The organism is Methylobacterium gnaphalii (genome assembly GCF_007992215.1).
Lineage (GTDB): Bacteria > Pseudomonadota > Alphaproteobacteria > Rhizobiales > Beijerinckiaceae > Methylobacterium > Methylobacterium gnaphalii.
The window spans coordinates 1-17,472 of sequence record NZ_BJZV01000022.1; the positions used below are offsets into that span (position 1 = coordinate 1).

The following is a 17,472-nucleotide window of genomic DNA, read 5'->3' on the forward strand; positions in this document are numbered from 1 at the left end:
ATGTCCCTATCGAGGGCCGCGAGCTCGGCGGAGATTGCGTCATCGCGCTGTGCCTCGGTCTCGGTCAGGCCACGGTTCTCGCCCGCAGCCAGATCGAACATGGTCTGCGCCTCCTTCACGAGGTCGGCGCGCTTCTGGCGAAGTACCTTGATGTTCATGGGTAGAGCCCCTGTATCGAGGGTGAGGCCGGGCATAGGCGCTGGTTCTCGCGTTCAGCCGAGAACACTGCCCACAGGCCCGGCCGGACCGTGGGGCGCACAACTCAAAAGGGGTCTGGCGTCAGCCTGCGTGGCGCAGGCGATGCGCGTGGCGTCGCCTGCGGAATGCATCACGCTCGGCGGCCGCCTGCTGGGCGGCGAGGTCTTCGTCTTGGATCGGCTCTTCTGCCGGCGTAGGTGGCTCGGCCGCCTGCTGGGGCGGTTCAGGGTTCACCGGGGCGTCATCGGTGCCCTCAGCGTCCGCCCGAATTACCTCGGTACCGGCATCGGCTCTCGTCCCGGCGGCCGTGGTCTTCATCTTCGCGACCCGGCGGAGGGTATCCTCCATCGTCGCGATCCGATCGACCATGCCGGCCTTCAGGGCATTGCCGGCGAGCTCGACGCGGCCCTTGCCGTAGCTGTCTTCAACCACCGAGCGCTTCACGCCGCGGCCGCGAGCCACGCTGCTGGTGAACTGGCCGTAGACCGTCTTCACGTCGGCCATGGCTTTGTCCGTGAAGTCCGCCGAGGGCGGCGCGAACTGATTGCCGTCCACCTTCTCGGGCGGCCACGCGAAGAAGGTCACCTTAAGGCCCTGCTTCTCGGCCGCCGCCGACACGTCATGGTGCGAGCCGTAGACGCCGATCGAGCCGACCTGACCGCTCGGCGTCACAACGATCTCGTCGGCCTGCGACGCGATCCAGTACGCCGCTGAGGCCGCCGTGCTGTTCACCTGGGCGATGACGGGCTTTCGGCCACGGGCCGCATAGATCTTGTCGGCGAGCTCCTGCACGCCAGGGACGCCGCCGCCGGGCGAATCCACATGGAAGATGATCGCCTTCACGGCCGGATCGTTCATCGCGGCGTCGAAGGACTGGCCGACCTGCGCCGTCGAGGTGCCGCCCGGACCGCTGATGTCGTTCACTTGGCTCGCGTGGTGCGCGATCACGCCCATGACGTTGATGACCGCGATCAGGCTGCCCGGCTCGGCCTCGGCAGCAACGCGGCCATTACCGCCGCTGCGTGCCGAGTAGATCCGACCGGATTCGCTGACCTCGAACATCGCAGCCATGCCATTCGGCACCTCCACGCCGGCGATGACGTTGTCGCGCTCGATCGCCGAGTGGCGGCCTGCGCGCTCGCGGACCTGCTCGGGCGTGAGGATGATGCCCTCGGCCTTGTTCTCGATCATCTCGACCATGGCGTCGAACCAAGGCCGGTCCATTGCCCAGATGCCAGACATGAGAGCGGCCCGCAGCCGCGGGAAGCGGGTCGTCATTCGGCAAGCTCCTCTTCCTGCGCGCCTTCGTCGGCCTCTATCGGAGGGCCGCCGTTGTGACCGATCAGCGCCGCGCTGCCGCGGTCGCCTCCGCCGTTACCCGGCAGCTTGTCGGATTGAGCGCCGGTGTTGGGCTGAAGCGGCTCGTCGAGCCCTTCCAGCGCATTGTAGCCAAGGGCGTCGCGCGCCTCGTTTCGGGTCAGGATCCCGTTGAGCACCAGGCGGCTGAAGAACTCGGCCTGTGCCTTCGAATCCCCGCGGATCAGCTCTTCAACGTCGAACCGGACCTGATAGATCTGCGGGGCCAGGATCAGGTCGCGCCGGATGGCCTGGGTCCAGTTGCTGAGCCACGGGCGCAGGTTATTGCGCACGAAGGCCAGCATGATCGCTTCGACGCCCGTTCCCCACGACGTCGTCTTCGTCATGAGGTGGAGCAGGACGGGAGGCACATCGAGCCAGCGGCAGACCTCTTCGATCTGATGCTCGCGGGTCGCGAGGAACTGCGCGTCCTCCGCCGTCAGGCTGATGGCTTCGAACTTCGCGCCGTCCTCAAGGATCGGCGTGCCGCCGGCATTCGCGAGCCCGTTGTAGGTGCGCCGCCAATCCTCCTTGAAGCGGGTGAACGCCTCGTCGCTCCACTCCTTTGGAACGGTGATGACGCCGGAAGGCCGGGCGCCGTTCGAGAACAGGCGGGCGCCGTGCTCCTCCGTTGCCAGCGCCAAGCCGATCGTCTGGCGGGCATAGGCGATCGGGCCGATGCCGATGATGCCAGGCGCGATCGTGGTCCGGAGGTGCAGAACCTCGTCTTGCAGAAGGCGCCGGAGCCCTTTGCGATCGGAGATCGTGTAGCGGAGGCTGCCGTCGTCCAAGCGCTCTACCGACACTCGGTCGGGATGAATCGGCTCCAGACGATCCGCGAACCCCCGCGGACCCGAGATGATCTCCGCATACGCGTTGCCGCGCATGATGAGGTGCATCTGCATCATTGCTTTGAAGTCGAAGGCCGTCTGCCAGCGGTTCGGCTGGTACTCCAGCAGGTCGTTCAGCGGGTGGTCGGGGGCCTCGTAGCTCTTCTTCGTGGTCGGATCGGTGCGGTAGACGCGCAGCGGCAGCGACGCGACGGTCTTCGAGAGCAGGTTCACGCCGGCATAAAAGGCCGAGAATTGCATCGCGATGTCCGGTGACACGCGACGTCCTGCGAATGTGCCCGAGCCTCCAGCGTCGCCGTACCAACGATCGTCGTCAGTCGACCATTGCGTCACGCTGGGCGCCTGCTCCCGCGGACTGGCCGCGCCGAGCATGGCAGAAAATAACCCGCGCATCAGCTGTTACCGCGCAGCGTCGCCGCGAACCGTACCGACGACAGCGAGCCCGACTAGGATCCCGCCACCCACCATGAAGCCGGCCGGCGGGTAGTGCAGCCACGCGCCGTATCCCGCAAAGCAGGCGCCGACCATTCCGACGAGCTCGCGGAAGATCTGCACGCTGATGGTGATCGGCGGAGCGGCCGGCCGTTCGTCGATGGTGGCCATGTCGCCTCCTCAGGCGACCCGGAGGCCGCGTGTTTCGTAGGGCGAGCGGGTGTTCACCGGCTCGGGGTTCAGCGACATCGGCACAACGGCGTCGAACAGGCTCATCACCGGGTCGATCTTGGCGTCGCCTGCGTTCTGTTTCGTTGCGCGGATTGCGGTCGCCGTCGGCTCGATCTTCAGGTTGCCTACGGCCCAGGCCATCAGGCTTGATCCTGAGTGCCGGAGCGTCCCGTTCGCCAGCTTCCGCTCTGCGGTCTTGATGGCGTTCATCATGCCGTAGCCTTGGGGGACGCCGACGAGGAGCTTGTCCTCCTGCGTCACCCCGATTTCGGCCATCGCTTCAATGAACTCGCCGAGCCCAGCCGGATCGACGCCGACGCAGGCAAGTAGCCCCGCGTCTTTCACCTGCTGGACTATCTCGACGATGGCAGCGATGTCGCCGAGCTCGTCATCAACGATCGTCAGCTCGCCGGCTTGTTTGAACCCTTGGAGCTGTGTGGCGATCGACTTGCGCCGGGACAGAACGCCCACGTGACACCACGCATGGCTCCACGAGAGCCAATCACGCGTACCCTTTTCACGGCCTAGCGCAGTCAGGCCGAACAAGTCATCGAGTCCGCCGCCGTCAATCCCGATGCAGACGACCTCGCACCGATCTAGGATCGTCCGCAGGCCGGCCTGTCGGTCCTCCGGCGGGCTGCGCAGGGTCGCGTCGACGCGCTGGCTCCAGTATTCTGACCCTGCCCAGCGGTTCGCCCGCAGGTTCATCCCGATCTCGACGTTGAGATGCTTTGCCAGGAAGGTGCGCCGGGTGTCCTCACCCTTGGCCTCTTCCTTCCGAAGCTCGTCCTCCAGCCACTCCCGGCTCACTGACCGGTCGATATTCGGGTTCGTGATGTAGAAGTTGTCGGGGTCCAAGTACGCCTTGGCCTCGATCATGGCCTTCGGGAACTCGTAGAGCAGCCCGAAACTCCGGGTATCAACCACCTTCCCGTCGCGCACGTCGCGGAAGTAGTCGAGCTTTGCCTTGAACACTCCGGCCGGTGGCTCGTCGCTCTGCGTCGACAGACCGATGACGAAGCCTTCCGGCCTGGAGACCAGCCCGCCCGTCGCCTCGCGTAGCATCGCGTCTGCCTTCGCGCGCTTGCCGAAGATCCAATACTCGTCGACCAGGATCCGACCGGCTTTCTTGCCCGAGACCGTGTCCGTGTCGGCCGCTACCACCTTCAGAGCCGCCCGGGTGCTGAGATGGGTGATGGTCTTGAGGTGGTCCTGCACGTGCAGGAAGCCGCCTTCACCCTGTGAGGCATCAAGCTCGGGATCAGCCCGCACCATGGCGGCCGCGGGCTTGTAGGCGTTCTGCGCGACCTCGATCGTTGGCGCGAGGATCAGCACCTCTTCTTCGTGGCGCCAGTTGATGATGAGCGCCGTGAGCATGATGCCGGCGCCGAGGGTCGATTTGGTGTTCTTCTTCGATATCAGGAGGAAGAACTCACGGATGAGCTGCTGACCGGTTTCGGCATCATAGGCGCCGAAGATGGCCGCCACGAAATCGAGCACCCACGGCTCGCTCACCTCGCCGAAGGTTGGCTTCCCCGGCAGATCGACGACCCGGAGGGATTTGAACACCCGCAGGGCATCATCGGCCGCCTCAGGAAACAGCGGCTTGAACGGGATCAGCGACCGTCCGGCGACGATCCGCTTCTCCCAATCCGGACATGCCGTGGTCCACTCGGGCTTCACGGATTGCTGGCCACCAGCCTCGGGCCGCTACGCTGAGCGAACTTGCCGCCGCTTGAGGCGGTTTGATCGGCCGCGGCCTGGCGCTGCTTCTTCTTGCCGTCGGGCGCCGAGGCCTCCGCGAAGGTCTTGGCGGCCAGGGCGAGGTTCTTCAGTGTCCCGGCCCGGCTCGACAGGCTGACTGCCTTCAGCATCGCATCCCGGCGCCGCGCGGCGTTCTTCCCGGAATTCGCTTCCTCGATCGCCTCTTCGATCTCACCGATGTTGGCGGTGTCGGCCTCAAGCTCGTCGAGCATGCGGACCGCCAGTTTCTGGCCTCGACCGATGATGGCCTCCGGGCTCGCGTCGAAGTCGGCCGGAAGGGTCCGAATCCGCTCAACGATGGGCTCGACGGCATCGGAAATGGACTGCGCGGCCTGCGGAGTTGCCTGCGGAGCGCCCTCACCACGCGGCGGCCACTTCTTCTCCTTGGCGCGCAGGCGAATGGCTTTATCCGAAATGCCATACCAGCGCGCTATCTCCCTGATGGACTGATCAGTTTTGCAATACTCGCGCTCGACCGCTGCCCAGTCGATAGGTTTTTTTGCCTTCGCCATCACCTGCTGATCCGCGCTACTCCGCACCCTTCGAAATCACCCACTGGGAAAAAATCTGCGAATGGGACCCTGTGCGGTAGCCGACCCCCTCGGCTGGGGACTTTCGACCGCCCCCCCTGCCTGCTGAAAGGCTGCCGTCAGGCCACTGGCGGCTCGCCAATCGACACCATGATGGGTGGGTGAACCGTGCCGAGGATGCGGACGTGGATGGGGGCGCCGGCCACGATGGCGGCGACCTCGTCGGGCGTCGGGATCCATGCCGTCGTCACGGCAGGCGTCTCAGGGCCACCTACGCTGCAGTTGATTGTCTCGTCTCGGATCGGCAGGCCGAGGTAGCCTTGGCTCCTGCCGAGGACGCGCGTCGTCCCTTCGGGGCGCCCGATCTGCACGTCAGCTCGCCGGCAGCTGCTTCGAGAGCTCGTGCAGGTAGGCGGTGCACGTCTCCCCATAGGTTGGCTCGCGACCATCGCCTTGATCGGTGAGGTAGCGGTTCACCTCTTCAAACTCCCGGGCGAACTGGTCGGGCTCCTCGATGAAGCGGCGCATCCACTCGTTGAAGGCCCTTGCCATCTGTGCGTTCGTCATCGCGACATCCTCTCGGCACGAGCTTGAGCCGTCTTCACTTGGTGGTGCTTCGGGCACAGCGCCTGTCCATTCGCCGGGTCGAGGGGAGCGCCTCCGTCACGGCGCTCTACAATGTGGTCGGCGTAGAGGCGGATGCCGCCTCGTCCACCCTGCTTCCCGCATCCTGGCCACTGGCAGCGCCAATGGGCGCGCTTGAAGACTTCGAGGCGCCAAGCCTTATGCTCGGCGGTGAGAAGCTCGGGATCAGCTACCTTCGGTGCCGGTCGAGCTGTCCGCGTATCCAGGGTCGAGAGACGAGTGGCTAATGTGGAGAGGCGCCCCATTCCGCTGCCTTCAACCGCTCGCCGACTGATGTGCTGCCACTGCTCACGAAGACTTGAAGCGTTGCCCTTCGGCTGCCCCATTCCAGTAAGCGAACGTTCAAAATCCGAGGCTCAATCTCTTCGTCATCCCTGCTGACGCAGGGATTCGACTTCAAGGAGATCTGTAATGACGCGCTTGAAATGGCTCGGTTTGGCTGCAGCGCTCGTCGGAAGCCTAGGTTTTGCCTCAGCGGCTTCTGCCGCTCCGATCCCGCTCTCCCCGGTTGGCGGCGATGCCCTGATCGAACATGTCGCGGGCGGCTGCGGTCCGGGCTTCCACCCTAATCCGTGGGGCGTGTGTCGCCCGAACTTCTATGGCCCGCGACCCTTCTATGGTCGTCCGATCTATCGGCCCTACGCCTACTATCGTCCGCGGCCGTACCACCGCCACTGGTAAAGGCTACCGGTGCGCCACCTTCGGCGGAGGCGCACCGGACTGTCGCAGCCTGCTAGATCCGACCTAGTAGAACCAGGATGATGACGATCAGAAGGATCAGACCGACGCCGCCGCCGGGCGCGTAGCCCCAGCCTGCATTGTAGGGCAGGCCGAGCGGCAAAGCGCCGAGCAGCGCCAAGATCAGGAGAACTATAAGGATGGTGCCGAAGTTCATGTGACCCACTCTGTTACCTTGCGGGCCTGTAAAACCACTTGAATGGCTAGGGTTGCAGTGATCCTGATCCATGCCAGTGGCTGTGCAGCCAGCGGGGCGTTCACCTCTAGAGCCCATGCCTCGTGTTCGACCGTCAGCAGCTCAGGATCAGCCCGCTTCGGCGCAGGTTGAGCGGTTCTGTGTCGAGGACCTTGATCCGAGGAGTGAGGGTTCTGAGACTTCCCATCAATCGCCGTGCAGCCAACGATTGGCTCGAATGCTCATTGATGAAGCCGCCCCATTTTGTATTCAATTCTCAAGGATTTATCCTCAGCTCATCCCATCAGCTAAGCTTATTTAGCTCAAGCCATTGTGCCAGAAGCGCCACACGTTCACAGACCCTGCTGACGCGGGAGGCCGCCATGGAAATGATCGTCGCGAGCGCCACGCTTCTGGCGTCAGCATTCGTCCTAGTGACACTCGTGTTCTGGCAGTGCTCTCTGCCGAATAACAAGCTGTCGCGCCGAGGGTGTCCCGTCCAATGGGACCGTGATTGGGTAGACGCTGCTCACCTCAAGATCGCGGTGCCCGCAGTCATTGAGAACGAGAAAGCCGCCAGCGAAGCTCTGAGCACAATTCCAACGGAGAGCCCTGCCCACACCGAGGTCGAGCACGAACGTCCGCCTGCCTTCGCTGCGTGAAGATATGGTTGCGGCGCCTGGAGTTGAACCGGCGACCTTCAGGGTATGAACCTGACGAGCTGCCGGACTGCTCTACGCTTACACGATCTTGTGGATTTCGGACAACCTTCGGACTCGGCGGTTGAGCGGATCCCTATCGGGTCGGCTCAACACCTAGAAGCCACCAGCTCATCCTTCGACCCGCCGAAACGGGGAGTACAAGGGGCGTCGTCCTTTCCGCATAAATTCAGAGGCTGCATGGCAAGTCAAGGCAAGAAAGCGAGCAGCGATGCCCACACAGCGAATTCCCCCCGCTTAGATCAGGCATTCAAACAAAACACGATGGGTACCTGACAGCATCGCCTGTAGGGCATTGTAACGTTGAGGCAGCATCGATATGGCCAAACCGCTTGTTTATAGAAATACTGCAACGAACTTACCTAATTGGGACCCATCTAATAAGCTGCATGAGACCTGCGCGCGCGGCTATGCTTATGAGTCTGATACTCATTTTGTGCATTTTTATGGTTACGGCCCTCCATATTGGACCATAACTTGCGGACTGACCGTTACTGAGATTATAAACGGCTCTCTGATCGATTGGTGTCAGCGAATATTTGGAGCAGAAGACATCGAAGTCGGGAGCTATGAAGTTGGCACTATATCTAACAAATTATGGCGCCCAGGCCTCTTAACTGATCATGAAGTATCAAGCTTTATATCCGACTCTGATTATAATCGCAGACTTTCTGAGCAGGCCATTCTATCATTGATGCAGAGGCTCGACGACATATGTTTTTACGTCGAACCAACCGCCCATAATATGAATGCATATGGCCATAAGATAAGAGATTTACTAATACTTTCTTGCACCGAGGTAGAGAATATTTGTTCGAGCCTTCTGCGTTTATGTGGTTTGTCGAAGGCGGGCAGTCGAACAACAACCAGGGAATACTTTTTACTTAAAGATCTTTCAACGATGTCTAATTGGCAGATTAAATTGCATCGTCATCAAGACGCTCCGCTATTCTCTCCATTTCATGGGTGGCAAGGGTCTAAACCCACGCAAAGCCTGCCGTGGTATGAAGCTTACAATAAAGTTAAGCATGATCGAACTGGCAACTTTCATTTAGCGACGCTCAAATGTGCCATTGAATCTGTTTGCGCGTGTCTAGTTCTGTACATGTCACAATATGGGCCGCACAAGTTATGGGACACTGGCAGTCAATTTTCTGCAACCATAAATGATAGTTATAGTGTAAGACTCGAAGGGCTTGATCCCAAGACCGTCTACGTTCCCGAGATAAACATACCGCCCAATCAGAGACCAGATCTTGTCTGCTATAATAGCGTAGCAAACATAAAACCGCGAGCTATCTCGACATGATAGGTCGCACATTGCAGCCTATCATAGCCGCTCAATCTGCTTGAATTCTAGCTCCACCGGCGTTGCGCCACCGAAGATCAAAACTGCCACCTTTAGGCGAGAGCGCCCATCGTCGACCTCTTCGACCGTAGCGTTGAAGCTGGCGAACGGCCCGTCCACCACCCGAACGACCTCGCCGATTTCGATGGGGTCCGACAGGTCGAGGATGGGCGCGGCGCCTATAACGCAATTCGCGAAGTCCTGCATCTCCTTCGATCGGACCAGCGCAACTACAGGCCCTACTTGGCCCGATGCGTCCTTTCCCTCGACCCGCTCGTAGCGATCAACATTCCAGGGGAACTCGCGCGCCGGCACTTCAACCTTGTCGCCGACTTGCACCTTGTCGAAGCGCTTCTCGACGGCATCGGCATGCTGGGCATCAGTGAGGCGGCCGTATCGCTGGCCGGGGACGCGTTCGGCCAGCCAAGGGAACGTTTTCTGCAGCCGCGCGAGATGGTCGGCATCCTCGACGCCCACGAACACCGTGCGCGCCACGAGCGGCACCCTGAGCTTCTGCTGTCGCCCTGAGGCGAGCACGCGAGTCACCTCATCCTGTGCGCGAAAATGCGGGATGCCCTCTTGGCGGAGCTTCTGGCAAAGCTCGTTGGTCCGCCCGACGGATGCGCCGGCCATCACCCAACGCTTGTCGTCGACGAGGTCGTGCTCAGCCCGGCGCTCGGCGATACGAGCCGCCTCGCGCTCCAGCTGCTCACGGATATGACGCTCGCGCGGGCTTTCGACACGGGCGCGCTTCTCCGCTGACTTCGCGTTGCGCGCCGCATCCTGATTCCGCCGGATCTCGCCACGGCGCATGAAGGCTTTGTGGTCCGCTTCGCGGTCGCGCTTGATCCGTAGCCGTTGCTTCCTGGTCAGACGGCTCATCGATTAAGTCCGATTGAGGTTGCGGCAACCGCGACCGCATCCTGCTGCGGACGAGCGATGCGCTGGCTGGCGTCGATGAAGGTGAGCACGCGACCATCGGGGCTGACGATGAAGGCCGGCCCCGTCGGTGCGTTGGTGCCGGTGAAGCCGCTCAGGGCGCGCTCGACCTCCTCGCGGCAGAGACGGCGCCAGGTGTCGACGTCGATGCCATAGGCGCGCTCCATCCAGCGGAGGAGTGCGTGATCGGTGATGGCGAGGGCGATCGTCATCGCCAGATCCCCGTGCGGTCGTTGCCCCTGGGCTTGGTAGGCGCCGATCGGGTCCGCTCCTGCCTGGGCTCGAACACCCGGGCTCGATGCGCCTCGCACCAGGAGCCGTGAGGATCGCTGCGGGTGGCGACCGTCGGCTCACCGCAGAACAGGTGGGGGCTGCGATCCGTAAGCGCGTAGCGGCAGCGGAAGGAGCCGAGCTCGAGGAGTGGCACGCCAGCGATCGGGATGGGCCGGCGCTGAGGTTCGGGAAACAGCGTCACGACCCGTGGCTGCACCACTATCGGCCGCGGCGGCGCTCGGCGCTCGACCTCCGGCCTCGCCTCGACCACAGCGCCCTTCAGTCGGCCGCTGCCGCTCTTGCGATGGCCTTTGCCGGTGGGGCCCATCCTGGAGATCTTGCCGTGGACGCCGCTGCGGGTGACGGGCTTTCCGGCTATCGCCGAGAGGTCTTCGGCGATAGCTCCAGCGCTGTATCCGTCCTTGGTCCAGAGCTTCACGAGGCGAGCTGTGATCTCTGGGGACCAGATGCCCTCAGGGTTGTAGGGCTCTCCGACAGCAGCATGGTCGTGGATGGGCTTGCGCTTGGCCATTAGGCTGCGTCCTCGGTGTCTAGGGATTGAGCCTTGGCGGTCGAGGCAGCGGCCATGGGCCGATATTCTCGGCCCTCGAACCGCTCATTGGCTCGGCGCATCGCGGCGCGTTCTGCCGAGATCTCCTCGTCGGTTCGCTCTGTGATGACGTTCGCACCCTTGATCCCGGACCGGACCTCCGCCCAGCGTGCCAAGGCCTGTGCGCGCTCGGCCTCGGTGGTTTCGATGTCGACGACCTCGGCATCGAGGATTTGACCGATGCGGAAGAGCTCTTCCTCGATCGGCAGCATCGCGTGCCGACACTCTCCGCGAATGAGCGGGGCAGTCGGGGCGTTGCGTGGATCCCAAGACACGCGATTGGTGCCTTTCAGGAAGCGCGTCGCGGCCTCTTGGACAGCCCAAGTTGGGATGTCGTCCAGCGCGCGGCACGTCAGGCTGACGATAGCCGAGGCCGCCTCTTTGTCCGTGCCGTAGGTGGGGAATGCACCCATGAGCGCGATGACGATCGCTCGGACGCGGCCCCGATCCTCGTCCGGCTTGAAGGACTCGGTGAGGTAGAGCCGGCGCTCGATCAATGCGGCGCGTTCGGCGCCATGCGGCGCTAGGGCTGCACTGACGAGCTTGTGGCGGAAGTTGTCCGGGTTCTCCTCCAAGCGGTTCGAATGCTTCGAAACCAAGTCGAGGAACGCCCTAGTGGCGGGCTCCGGCGATGAGGCGAGGCCGGTCTGATTGCGGGTCTGAACTTCGCCCATCGTGATTCCCCAGTTCGTCGCGGAGAAGGTCGTAGAAGCCATTGCCGGAGCCGCTCTTGCGGGGGCCGGCCCTTGGCTGCTGGCGTTCCTGGCGTCGGACCATCTCGCGCAACCGGTTGCGCAGGGTCGCTGGCCAATCGAGCTTGGTGCCCTTCACGCCGGGCAGAGCGCGCCAGTAGTCGGCGAATTCGGCGAGGGCATCGTCGGCCAACCGGCCCCGAAACCCGAAATCCTCGGCGATCTGCCGGGCCTCGTCGGTCGTCTCGAACCCGTCAGGGATCCGAACGCCACGACGTCTGTCGGTGCCCTTGGGGACAGAGGACCCTTTAGGGTCCGAAGGGGTAATCTCTGAGGGTGTATTTTCTTTGGGGGTGTGGGGGGCCTTCTTTTGCTCGACTTCACCGATGTCCCGGCCTGTCCCGGCTTGTCCCTCGATGTCCCCCTCTGTCCCCGGTTGTCCCTCACTGTCCCCTAATGTCCCGGGGACATCGAACGGCTGAAGTGCGGTTTGAGCGCGCTGCCGACGCTTCTTTGCGGCGGCCTTCGCCTTGCGTTCCGTCTTCTCGCGCTCAGCATCAGCGAGGCCAGCCTTCATCAGGGCGGCCATCTGCTCCCGGTCCAGGCCGGCAGCGAGCATCGCGTCGATCATTTCGGGGGTGATGCCCATGTCCGCACCTACTCCGCAGCCGCGGGTGCGGAGGCGTCGAACTTGCCGGCCTCATCGCCGAAGGCTTCCCAGCCCGGCCGCGTTTGCCTTGAGAAGACATCGGCGCGACGCGTGGCGTCGATCGCCCACGCCTCCGCGATCTCGTAAGCCTCGTCTGGCTTGCGAGAGTGGTCACGAGCCTCCGCCATGATGACAGTTCGGACGTTGCGGGCCGTCCGCGGGCGACCGAAGCGGGCGATCAGAAAGGGCTCGCTGGCGCTGCGCAGGACGTAGCCGGTGCCAAAGGCGATCTTGCCGCCAGACGTCGTCTTTACCCACACGCCAGACGTCACGAACGTGAAGCCCCAGGCAGCCACCGATTCGATCGCCTGCGGCAGCATCGGGTGCGTCGCCCAGCACCACAGCAGCGCGTCCTTCCGGGCAAGATGCGCCACGGGAAGAGCTTTGATGTCGGCGAGCGACATGCAGGCGTAGTGAGCCTGCGCGCTCTTCCCTTCGCCCTTCTCCGAGCGAAGGCTGAACTCCCACGCCGGATCGATCATGATCAGGTCGTAGGAGAGGGCCGCCAGATCTCCGAAGGGCCAGCTCAACCGCGTGCCCTCTCCGCTTTGCCGCTCCGCAGCCGCCACAGCGTGCGGTGAACGTCAGCCTCGTCGATCGGCTTGCCGCGCTCGTTTCGGTGACCGTCGCCGGCCAGCGCCTCGGCGATGTCGACCGTGTCGAATCCATCGGCCCAGAGGTCCGCGATCTCTTGGTCGAGGTCGGTGTGGTCGGGCTCGATTGGGGTACGAGCGGCGGCCATCATCGCTTGAGCCCTGCGATGATGGTCTCGACCTGACCGATGGAAATTCCGAGAGCGGCGGAGATCAGCTTGGGCGAGTGGCCTTCGCGATGGCGCAGCTCGATCTCGGCCGCGTCTTGGTCCTCGACCGGGATGGCGGTCAGGACCATGCGGATGTCGGTGGTTTCCGTGCCGGGGTGTGGGCGAACCTCGCGGACGAATTGTTCGGTGGCGGCCGCGATGATGCCGGCCTGGGCCGCCGCGTCGAGGCAGGGCGCCGTGCGGTTCTCAGGCTTTCCAGTGAACGTCGGCATGTAGATGTCGACGTCGCAGATGCCTGCGATGCGACCGGGTGCCGGGACAGTGCTGCTGATTGCGAGGACTGCGCCCTGGAGCCAGGATTTGTATGCCGGCGTGCTGACGCGGGTGTCGCCGACCCGGAAGAACGACTTGGTCGTCTTGGGCGGAAGCGGGATGCGGATCTCGATTTGGCGCACGATCGGGCGGCGCCGGTAGACCGGTCGCTGCTCCGGGCGCTTGTTCTGCGCCTCGGTGCGCTTTGCTCGGCGCTGAGCTGAGGGCGATTGGTCAGTCATGGCTCAGGCCGCCATGCCAAGAGCCTGAAGATAAAGCTCCAGAATCGCGTCCTGTTCCTGGCGCTCGGAATGGTCCTGCTTCCTGATCCGCAGGATCGAGCGCACGGCCTTGACGTCGAAGCCTCGGCCCTTGAGCTCCGAGAACACCTCTTTGATGTCCCCGGCGATGGCCGCCTTCTCTTCCTCAAGGCGCTCTATGCGCTCGATGAACTGCTTAAGCTCATCGGCGGCCACGCTCTCGGCAGACGAGTTGGCGATAGACAAAGAGCTATCGGTCGGTCCCGAGGGTCCGTTCATGGTTATCTCCAGTGTTGGGCGGTAGTGAAGCGCTGCGGGCTAGGCCGGCGAGGCGCGGCTGCTAAATCCGGTCATCAGGCTGCTCCAGTAAGGCTACGAAGCGCGCGCGCCGTTCGCTGCGCCTGCCGAGACGCCGCGCGGATCTCCGCATCCAGAGCAGGATCTGTGGCCGGGCGAGCCGAAGCGGCCAGGCGCTCAAGGCGATCCGCCAATATCGAAGCCGCGCGAATTTCTTCACGAAGGACTCGGTTGCGGCGCTCATGGGCGGCGCGGAGGGCGTCCATCTCGGCGGCGTCGATCCGCCGAGCTTCGCGCCGCCAGATATCCTCGGCACGGCCATAGCTCATCGGCTCCTGTAGAAAGGCGGATACGGCGCGCGAGGCGCGGGTGATGGCAGCCTTCACCGTGTCTCCAACCGGCCTTGGCTCGGCGAGATCGCGGATCATGACGGAGGCTTGATCGATCGTCGTCATGCGACTGACCTCGGAAGCTTTTTCCGAGCCCTCGGTGAAGTTTTCCTGCATCTCGGAAGTCCTCCATGAGATCTTGCGGGCACTGGAGGATTGCTTCGATGATACAGAGGAGAGCAAAAAGGCTGGGTACGCAGAACGAGAGCGCGACCGCGGCTTTGGTGAGCGGGGCGGACGCGCGACAGATGGACAGAACACGAGCTCGGAAGCGCTTGCAGGCGCTGATCCGGGCGGGAGTGGTCTGGTACGGCGAAGGAAAAGGCCGAGACCCGAAGGCCTCGGCAGTCCAGGGAGGAACGCACGAGGCGTTCGCCCTTGCGGGCCTGGGAAGCGCCGAGGTGGCGCGAAGGTATGCCGGCGCTCATGGAGCGCACCGCAGAATGGCGAGCACCGCAGCGGGCGCGGTCAGGATGAAGGCCCAGAGGGCAAGTTCGATTCGAGAGAGGGTCTGGCCTGACGCGATCATTGGCGGATCCCCCGCGTCAGAGTGATCAGCTCACCAGGACCTGCTCTGTCGTGAGCGATGCCGACGACGAGCGCGATGATGGCAGCCCACAGGATGAGGCCGATCGTGACACCGAAGATGATGCCACGAGCGGCGGAGAGGGGATCGGGAGCGCGCATCAGGCGGCACCCCGCGCTGTCGGTGGAACGAGCGTCAGGCGCGCAACCAGCACAGAGACGAAGGCGTCGCGTTGTTCTGCTGGTGTGTGCCAGTATGCGACCATCACAGCATCGCAGCGTGAGCTTGGAGAACCGAGCTGCATTGCTTCGCGGATGCGCCTTTCAGCAGCGGCCATTTGGGCCGAAGATTGAGGCCGATTAGGCATGGCAATACTCATGACCGACTGCCCGCATTGCGGACTTTCGAAAGCCTCTATGAAGCTGACTGCAATAAAGAATTGGCCTCCAGAAGTAGATGTTCCTATTGGCTATGCTAATACCAAGATTAAAAAGTTCAACCTTTCTGCGTCGGCAAATTGTCCCGCTTGCAATCGACCGGTCGGTGCAGTTGTTCAACACAAGGAAGGAGCGGCCGCTCACGTACAGTCCCCGCAAGAGGCGGACAGACTGCTTAAAAGCGAGAGTGAGCTTAGCGTTCTTGGCTATGTGGTGACCGAACTTTACCCACCGCCGCCCGAGCCTCGAATTCCCGACCATCTGCCGGAAGACTGCGAACGAGCCTTCGCGCAGGCGGAGCGCGCATTCGCCAGAAAGGATACCGACGCCGCGGGCATGATGTACCGAAAGTCGCTCGAAGCTGCGTTCAAGATTGTCTACCCGACCGCAAAGGGCTCGCTGCAGGCTCGCATCAATGCGTTGGTCAAATCTCACGAGCTTCCGACTGCAATCGGCGAGTGGGCACACGAGGTCCGCGCAATCGGCAACGACGCCGCACACGAGGTCGATACCCTCAGTGAGCAGGACATGATCGCAGCCCGCGGCTTTGTTGACGCGGTGCTGCGCTACGCGATCAGCTTGCCGAAGGAGATCGAGCTTCGGCGCGCGGAAACGGTTGTGGCTGGAGCGGCGTCGGCCGAGCTGGCCGAAACGGCAAACGCCTGAGAAGTGACCAGCTGGGGCTGTCTGCATTATGCCGAAGCCCTCGCGGGTTCGGTGGGAGCGGTCGTTGCCGCGAAAATCTCAGGACAAAGCAGGCGCCGACTGATGCCGCAGGCACCTTCGATCCTAATGGCCAGACGCGGAGAACAGCGCCCTGCCTTCTTGGCCTTCCAAATTGCTGCCTGTGAGACTGAGCACGCCGAAGCCAGCTTAGCTTCGGAGCCCTTGTCTCGAATAGCAGCCTCAATGAGGTGACGGACGCTCATGTCAGCGGTTATGAACGCTTTGGTTGTTGGTTGTCAACAACCAGAATGTTCGAGCCTACTAACAACCTCGGTTGTAGGGTCGTCGCCGATGACTTGGCACGACCTCATTCGCGAGGCGCGCGACGCCTGCGTTCCTAAGCTCAGCCAGAAGGCGCTTGGCCTCAAGGTCGGTGTGTCCCAGGCCCTGATCGCCAAGATTGAAAACAATCAGGTGCAGGGCTCAGAGCACTTGGCGGCGATCATCAAGGAGCTGGGTCTCGATCCTGCAGATTTCCCCGAGGAAGCTTTCAAATCGCCCCGCGGCGGCAGCGCAAAGGTGGCTCCGCCTGCCGTTCCTGTTCCAGAATTCGCGCGAGATCCTGCCTACTGGGCGGCCGCCGCAGGATTGATCGGCGATGTTCCGCTCTACGCTGCCGCTGAGGGCGGCGAGGGCTCGCTGATTATCGAGAGAGACCCGATCGGCTCCGTGAAGCGGCCTCCCCTCCTCCAGGGAGTGAAAAACGGCTACGCCATCTACCACACCGGCGGATCAATGATTCCCGAGTTTGAGCCAGGCGATACGCTGTTCATCAATCCGAGGCTGCCTGTCCTGCGCGACACGTCTTGCGTCTTCTACGGCGCGGATGATGAAGAGCCAAAGGCGTCCGTTAAACGCTATCTGAGCCACACAGACGAAGAATGGACGGTTCGACAATTCTCACCGGATCGAACCTTCACGATGGCGCGCGAGGAATGGCCCCTGCGCCACCGCATCGTGTCGAAGAACTTCCGCTGAGCCTCAAAATGGCAGGCCGTCTTCATTGCCCGGAATGCGCCCATAGCTAGCCAGCACGACCGGCTCATCAAATTCGCCGGTTGTCGGATCGCCTGTCCTTGAGAAGGCGATAACGCCGGATTTGCGCTCGGATAACCGTTCGGCCTGTCGACGCGCCGACGCCTCAGACCGAGCTTGGATCGGCGTATCCATACGGTGCCCCTGACGCCCTCCTGAAAAGCCCTGAACCACGAAGAAAGTCTTGCGCTGCGAGCGCTCGGCCATTGTCGCGTCTCCTGTTCGTAGACGCCCAATGTTCCCTTTTTGTTCTTATCAGAGTCAATCGGGGAGACAGCAACCTGCCTGTGGACAACCGGAATAACAACCGATGCCGCGATGGTAGTTGACAACCAACAACCTCGGTTATAGCGTTCGGTTATCGGCCTTCGATAGCGGAGCCCTCCGGTGCCTTTCCTCCTGCCCCACCTCCACGCCGCCGAGGCCTACGGCATCGCCGCGGGCTACGGCTCCATCGCCATCTTCGCGCTGATGGCCGCCGGCTTCGGCAAAGCGCCTCTCGTTCGGGAGGCTTGAT

At 62.8% G+C, this 17,472-nt stretch carries 26 protein-coding genes, 1 tRNA gene and 1 pseudogene; 5 read left to right on the forward strand and 23 right to left on the reverse strand.

The window, feature by feature from the left end; all coding sequences use genetic code 11:
* From MGN01_RS17320 to MGN01_RS17360, 9 genes are all read right to left on the reverse strand, one after another.
* On the reverse strand, positions 1-194 hold a 194-nt coding region (locus MGN01_RS17320), incomplete at its 3' end, for a hypothetical protein (RefSeq protein ID WP_210246082.1).
* Between the two features lie 85 nt (positions 195-279).
* Positions 280-1,476, reverse strand: a complete 1,197-nt coding sequence (locus MGN01_RS17325; protein WP_147048084.1) for a S49 family peptidase — start codon at positions 1,474-1,476, stop codon at positions 280-282.
* A complete protein-coding gene (locus MGN01_RS17330; RefSeq protein ID WP_170246037.1) occupies positions 1,473-2,663 on the reverse strand; it encodes a phage portal protein in 1,191 nt (396 codons plus the stop codon). The genes MGN01_RS17325 and MGN01_RS17330 overlap by 4 nt, the downstream gene beginning before the upstream one ends.
* Before the next feature lie 141 nt (positions 2,664-2,804).
* Positions 2,805-3,008, reverse strand: a complete 204-nt coding sequence (locus tag MGN01_RS17335) for a hypothetical protein (RefSeq protein ID WP_147048086.1) — start codon at positions 3,006-3,008, stop codon at positions 2,805-2,807.
* 9 nt (positions 3,009-3,017) lie between these two features.
* Positions 3,018-4,751 (reverse strand): terminase large subunit, encoded by a 1,734-nt coding sequence (locus MGN01_RS17340; protein ID WP_147048087.1) that lies wholly within the window; start codon positions 4,749-4,751, stop codon positions 3,018-3,020.
* Entirely contained in the window at positions 4,748-5,344 is a 597-nt protein-coding gene (locus MGN01_RS17345) for a hypothetical protein (RefSeq protein WP_147048159.1), read from the reverse strand. Before MGN01_RS17345 ends, MGN01_RS17340 begins: the two co-directional genes overlap by 4 nt.
* A gap of 137 nt (positions 5,345-5,481) precedes the next feature.
* Positions 5,482-5,613 (reverse strand): hypothetical protein, encoded by a 132-nt coding sequence (locus MGN01_RS24435; protein WP_280178553.1) that lies wholly within the window; start codon positions 5,611-5,613, stop codon positions 5,482-5,484.
* A gap of 121 nt (positions 5,614-5,734) precedes the next feature.
* Positions 5,735-5,929, reverse strand: coding sequence for a hypothetical protein (locus MGN01_RS17355; protein WP_147048089.1), 195 nt, complete (start codon positions 5,927-5,929; stop codon positions 5,735-5,737).
* Entirely contained in the window at positions 5,926-6,333 is a 408-nt protein-coding gene (locus tag MGN01_RS17360; RefSeq protein ID WP_307725959.1) for an HNH endonuclease signature motif containing protein, read from the reverse strand. The genes MGN01_RS17355 and MGN01_RS17360 overlap by 4 nt, the downstream gene beginning before the upstream one ends.
* Positions 6,334-6,418: 85 nt before the next feature.
* Between MGN01_RS17360 and MGN01_RS17365 the strand changes: the two genes are divergently transcribed.
* Positions 6,419-6,688 carry a GCG_CRPN prefix-to-repeats domain-containing protein gene (locus MGN01_RS17365; RefSeq protein WP_147048091.1) on the forward strand — a complete coding sequence of 90 codons (270 nt, stop codon included), beginning with the start codon at positions 6,419-6,421 and terminating at the stop codon, positions 6,686-6,688.
* Positions 6,689-6,740: 52 nt separating this feature from the next.
* Here the strand turns inward: MGN01_RS17365 and MGN01_RS17370 are convergent, their stop codons facing one another.
* Positions 6,741-6,902 (reverse strand): DUF3309 family protein, encoded by a 162-nt coding sequence (locus tag MGN01_RS17370; RefSeq protein ID WP_147048092.1) that lies wholly within the window; start codon positions 6,900-6,902, stop codon positions 6,741-6,743.
* 401 nt (positions 6,903-7,303) lie between these two features.
* Between MGN01_RS17370 and MGN01_RS17375 the strand changes: the two genes are divergently transcribed.
* Positions 7,304-7,582 carry a hypothetical protein gene (locus tag MGN01_RS17375; RefSeq protein ID WP_147048093.1) on the forward strand — a complete coding sequence of 93 codons (279 nt, stop codon included), beginning with the start codon at positions 7,304-7,306 and terminating at the stop codon, positions 7,580-7,582.
* Between the two features lie 9 nt (positions 7,583-7,591).
* Here the strand turns inward: MGN01_RS17375 and MGN01_RS17380 are convergent.
* The 12 genes and pseudogenes from MGN01_RS17380 to MGN01_RS23660 form a co-directional block, all read right to left on the reverse strand.
* Positions 7,592-7,660 (reverse strand) — tRNA-Met (locus MGN01_RS17380).
* A gap of 1,309 nt (positions 7,661-8,969) precedes the next feature.
* Positions 8,970-9,131 (reverse strand): annotated as a pseudogene (locus MGN01_RS17385) (KOW motif-containing protein); the annotation flags it as partial.
* A 734-nt stretch (positions 9,132-9,865) separates the two neighbouring features.
* Complete coding sequence (locus MGN01_RS17390; protein ID WP_147048094.1) at positions 9,866-10,138, reverse strand: hypothetical protein; 273 nt, start codon at positions 10,136-10,138, stop codon at positions 9,866-9,868.
* Positions 10,135-10,731, reverse strand: coding sequence for a GcrA family cell cycle regulator (locus MGN01_RS17395; protein ID WP_147048095.1), 597 nt, complete (start codon positions 10,729-10,731; stop codon positions 10,135-10,137). The genes MGN01_RS17390 and MGN01_RS17395 overlap by 4 nt, the downstream gene beginning before the upstream one ends.
* Positions 10,731-11,483, reverse strand: a complete 753-nt coding sequence (locus MGN01_RS17400; RefSeq protein ID WP_147048096.1) for a hypothetical protein — start codon at positions 11,481-11,483, stop codon at positions 10,731-10,733. Before MGN01_RS17400 ends, MGN01_RS17395 begins: the two co-directional genes overlap by 1 nt.
* Positions 11,422-12,150, reverse strand: a complete 729-nt coding sequence (locus MGN01_RS17405; RefSeq protein WP_147048097.1) for a hypothetical protein — start codon at positions 12,148-12,150, stop codon at positions 11,422-11,424. The genes MGN01_RS17400 and MGN01_RS17405 overlap by 62 nt, the downstream gene beginning before the upstream one ends.
* Before the next feature lie 8 nt (positions 12,151-12,158).
* Entirely contained in the window at positions 12,159-12,740 is a 582-nt protein-coding gene (locus tag MGN01_RS17410) for an MT-A70 family methyltransferase (RefSeq protein WP_147048098.1), read from the reverse strand.
* Complete coding sequence (locus tag MGN01_RS17415; RefSeq protein WP_147048099.1) at positions 12,737-12,955, reverse strand: hypothetical protein; 219 nt, start codon at positions 12,953-12,955, stop codon at positions 12,737-12,739. The genes MGN01_RS17410 and MGN01_RS17415 overlap by 4 nt, the downstream gene beginning before the upstream one ends.
* Entirely contained in the window at positions 12,952-13,527 is a 576-nt protein-coding gene (locus MGN01_RS17420) for a sigma-70 RNA polymerase sigma factor region 4 domain-containing protein (RefSeq protein ID WP_147048100.1), read from the reverse strand. The genes MGN01_RS17415 and MGN01_RS17420 overlap by 4 nt, the downstream gene beginning before the upstream one ends.
* 3 nt (positions 13,528-13,530) lie before the next feature.
* Entirely contained in the window at positions 13,531-13,824 is a 294-nt protein-coding gene (locus MGN01_RS17425; RefSeq protein WP_147048101.1) for a DUF2312 domain-containing protein, read from the reverse strand.
* A gap of 74 nt (positions 13,825-13,898) precedes the next feature.
* A complete protein-coding gene (locus MGN01_RS23655; RefSeq protein WP_170246039.1) occupies positions 13,899-14,270 on the reverse strand; it encodes a hypothetical protein in 372 nt (123 codons plus the stop codon).
* A gap of 486 nt (positions 14,271-14,756) precedes the next feature.
* Positions 14,757-14,918 carry a hypothetical protein gene (locus MGN01_RS23660; RefSeq protein ID WP_170246040.1) on the reverse strand — a complete coding sequence of 54 codons (162 nt, stop codon included), beginning with the start codon at positions 14,916-14,918 and terminating at the stop codon, positions 14,757-14,759.
* A 255-nt stretch (positions 14,919-15,173) separates the two neighbouring features.
* Here MGN01_RS23660 and MGN01_RS17435 point away from each other — a divergent pair, with 255 nt between their 5' ends.
* Complete coding sequence (locus MGN01_RS17435; protein WP_170246041.1) at positions 15,174-15,860, forward strand: DUF4145 domain-containing protein; 687 nt, start codon at positions 15,174-15,176, stop codon at positions 15,858-15,860.
* Between the two features lie 351 nt (positions 15,861-16,211).
* The gene (locus MGN01_RS17445; protein WP_170246043.1) at positions 16,212-16,898 is read left to right on the forward strand and encodes an XRE family transcriptional regulator; all 687 of its coding nucleotides are present in this window, start codon (positions 16,212-16,214) and stop codon (positions 16,896-16,898) included.
* A gap of 3 nt (positions 16,899-16,901) precedes the next feature.
* Here MGN01_RS17445 and MGN01_RS17450 read toward each other — a convergent pair whose 3' ends face one another.
* Positions 16,902-17,162: a hypothetical protein gene (locus tag MGN01_RS17450; protein ID WP_147048105.1), complete on the reverse strand. Its 261-nt coding sequence runs from the start codon at positions 17,160-17,162 to the stop codon at positions 16,902-16,904.
* 180 nt (positions 17,163-17,342) lie between these two features.
* On the opposite strand from MGN01_RS17450, the gene MGN01_RS24440 reads away from it, so the two are divergent.
* Positions 17,343-17,471, forward strand: coding sequence for a hypothetical protein (locus MGN01_RS24440; RefSeq protein ID WP_280178554.1), 129 nt, complete (start codon positions 17,343-17,345; stop codon positions 17,469-17,471).
* Position 17,472 lies beyond the last annotated feature (1 nt).